Here is a 2,607-nt window from a genome sequence, read left to right as displayed (position 1 = left end):
AAAAGTCAAGGCCGCGTTCCACGGACTTCCGAGAAGAACCTTTTTTTCAGGGACCAGTCCCTCAAAAAAGCGACGGATTCCGGAAGGAATCCGCCTGTGCGGAATGCACGAAATGGGAGAACTTGCTGAGAGACCTTGTGAGGATCAGTGTTCGCCTGCGGCGTTGAGCACGGCGACCATGTCCTCGAGGTACATGCGGGCGCGGTCAAGCGGAGACATCGTCAGGGCAAGGTTCGCGTTGCAGACCTCGATGGAGATCGGCAGGTGCTTGAGAAGCTGCACGAGGTAGGCAGCGCCGGTGCCCGAAGACAGGCGGAAGTTGCGGGCCTGATAGAGGATGCCGTCCATCGTGTCGGGCATTTCGGCCGTGATGGCGCACATCTGGCAGTACTTGAGCGAGCCGGCGGGCAGGTTGTCGATGTCCTTGTAGTCGTTCTTGGCGCGGTAGAAATGGATCGGGTCGACGAGGCAGCCTGCGTTCGGACGGTTGATCTTGCGGAGGATCTCACCGTGCTGCTTGACGGTCGAGACGTTGCATCAGGGCATCGGCTCGATGCTGAGGTTGAGGCCGTACGGATGGGCGAGCTCGCAGAGTTCGGCGTAGTTGTCCGTCAGGCGGTTGATGTCGGGGTCGTTGCCTGCGCAGAGCACCTGAGTGGCGCCGAGGCGGGTGCCGGTTTCGAAGAAGGCCTTCCAGTTTACGGCACGAGTGTCGGGCTTGATGCGGAGAATTTCGATGTCGAGGACCTTGATGCCGGTGGCCTTCAGATTGGCTTCGACTTCACGGATCATGGGCGTGTTGCCGATCATGTCGTACTGCGTTTCGGTCGGGGTGGCGGGCACGAGGCGGATGCCGACGTGGCTGTAGCCCGCCTTGGCGGCGCAGAGCACCTGATTGGCGGGAGAGACGTCGAGAATGGTGAGGGCGGCCAGACTGATCGGACGCGGAAGCTTCAGTGGCTCGTAGCTGCGGTCCTGGAGCGTGACGGGGGCGACCTTCGCGGAGGCGGCACCCTGAAGGAAGCGGCGGCGATTCGAAAGCATGATGTTTTTCTCCTTGGTTGATATGGTTGAGGCGCCCTCCAGGGACCGTGTCCGGCCCCGCGCCCTAAGCATGTCCTTCATCCTAAAGAACTAATCCGAACGCCGATACGGCTCGTGGGAGGTGGCCGCGAGCGGTGGCGAAAACCCTCTGTTCGGGAAAACCAATCTGGTCAAGGCACACACGAAGGGATAGCCTTTTCAGTAATCACTTTTCCGAAGGCTTCTGATGCACAGCCAAAAGCAAATTCTCCTCATGATCGTCCTTGCCGCACTTGTCATGCGCGGGCCCATCAATGCAGTGGGTCCGATGGCGCCCGTCGTTCGCGATGTCTTCGATCTGCCGTGGGAGGCTTTCGGCGTACTCGCAGGCATTCCGACCATGGCCTTTGGACTCTGTAGCCTCGCTGTCCTGCCGCTTGTGGCCGGATTCGGAAGTAGAACCTTCGCCGTCGCCGCACTTACCGGAGCCGCACTCGGATCCTTCGTCCGATGCATCGAGTGGATGCCCGCTCTCTTTCTCGGAACGCTGATTCTGAGCGTTTCAATCGCGGGCCTGAACGTCTGGGCTCCCTCTGTCATCAAGGTGGTCTTTCATGACCGCCAGTCTCAGGTGATGGGCGTCTATACGGCAGTGCTCAGCATCAGCGGCCTGCTGGGCACGGCCTCGGTCATGCCGGCTCTGGAGGCGGGCGGCGTCTGGTGGGCTCCTTTTGCAGTTTGGGGATTGGCGGCTCTTGCGCCGCTTGTCTGGGCAGTGGGTTTGGGAGGCGTTCCTCTGCCCGTTCCAGAACGGAAGGAAAAGCGTCTCGAGAAGAGCGGAGCTCTCGTTGCACTTCTCGTGTGGTTCGTTGCTATTCAGGCGGGGCTCACCTTCACCGTTGCGTCGATGATGCCCTCAGGGCTTGAGGCTGCGGGCTTTTCCAGACCTGACGCGGTCAATGCCGTGACGCTCTACCTTGGCGCCATGTTTGCCGGATCTCTCGGATGCGGCTTTCTGCCTGTGGCTAGAAAAATCTATCCTGTGGTCGGCACCGTTTATCTGACGGGGCTCTGGATCTGGATGGAGGGGTTGGGAGAATTCGCAGGCCTCATGGGAGCGGCGCTTGTAATGGGCGTGCTGCAGGGAGCATTCGTGACGATTTCGCTTGCCGCCGTGACGAAGAAGACGCCGGAAGCTGACATTCTTCGCGTGACGGGGCTCGTTCAGTGCGGCGGTTACCTGCTGGCCGGCCTTGCACCCATGATGGCGGGCGCCTGGGCTTCGACCTTCGGATTCGGCCGCATGCCCGTGCTTCTCATGATCCTCGTGCTCATGTGGTGCGTGGTGGCGTGGCTTGTTGCGGGAAGACCTGATGCAACGGGTGGCGCGCCTCGGCGTAAATGTGCGTGTCTACCCTGACTGAAGATCAGACGTGAACGATGAGGAGCCTCAGTAAGAGCTGAAGCTTTTAGAATTATCCGAAGCGAACTTGAGGACACTGTACGTCGTGACTGCATTTCCCGTCCGCCTTAAAGCGACATGTCTGGCATTTCTTTTGGTTCATCTCGGAAGTCCGTGGAACG

3 protein-coding genes are annotated in these 2,607 nt (G+C 60.0%); 1 reads left to right on the top strand and 2 read right to left on the bottom strand.

What is annotated here, in order from left to right; all coding sequences use genetic code 11:
• Nucleotides 1-144: 144 nt before the first annotated feature.
• Nucleotides 145-381 carry a hypothetical protein gene (locus tag HMPREF3036_RS12100; RefSeq protein WP_005434946.1) on the bottom strand — a complete coding sequence of 79 codons (237 nt, stop codon included), beginning with the start codon at nucleotides 379-381 and terminating at the stop codon, nucleotides 145-147.
• A 156-nt stretch (nucleotides 382-537) separates the two neighbouring features.
• Nucleotides 538-1,044 carry an apurinic/apyrimidinic endonuclease family protein gene (locus HMPREF3036_RS12095; protein WP_197457945.1) on the bottom strand — a complete coding sequence of 169 codons (507 nt, stop codon included), beginning with the start codon at nucleotides 1,042-1,044 and terminating at the stop codon, nucleotides 538-540.
• 226 nt (nucleotides 1,045-1,270) lie between these two features.
• Between HMPREF3036_RS12095 and HMPREF3036_RS05890 the strand changes: the two genes are divergently transcribed.
• Nucleotides 1,271-2,443, top strand: coding sequence for an MFS transporter (locus HMPREF3036_RS05890; RefSeq protein ID WP_062332445.1), 1,173 nt, complete (start codon nucleotides 1,271-1,273; stop codon nucleotides 2,441-2,443).
• Nucleotides 2,444-2,607 lie beyond the last annotated feature (164 nt).

Source organism: Sutterella sp. KLE1602 (assembly GCF_001578585.1).
GTDB classification, from domain to species: Bacteria; Pseudomonadota; Gammaproteobacteria; order Burkholderiales; family Burkholderiaceae_F; genus Sutterella; species Sutterella wadsworthensis_A.
This window is presented reverse-complemented; position numbering and strand designations above follow the sequence as displayed.

Coding starts and splice junctions, on each gene's coding strand:
- HMPREF3036_RS12100 (WP_005434946.1), bottom strand. CDS start 381: ATGTGCGCCATCACGGCCGAAATGCCCGACACGATGGACGGCATCCTC.
- HMPREF3036_RS12095 (WP_197457945.1), bottom strand. CDS start 1,044: ATGCTTTCGAATCGCCGCCGCTTCCTTCAGGGTGCCGCCTCCGCGAAG.
- HMPREF3036_RS05890 (WP_062332445.1), top strand. CDS start 1,271: ATGCACAGCCAAAAGCAAATTCTCCTCATGATCGTCCTTGCCGCACTT.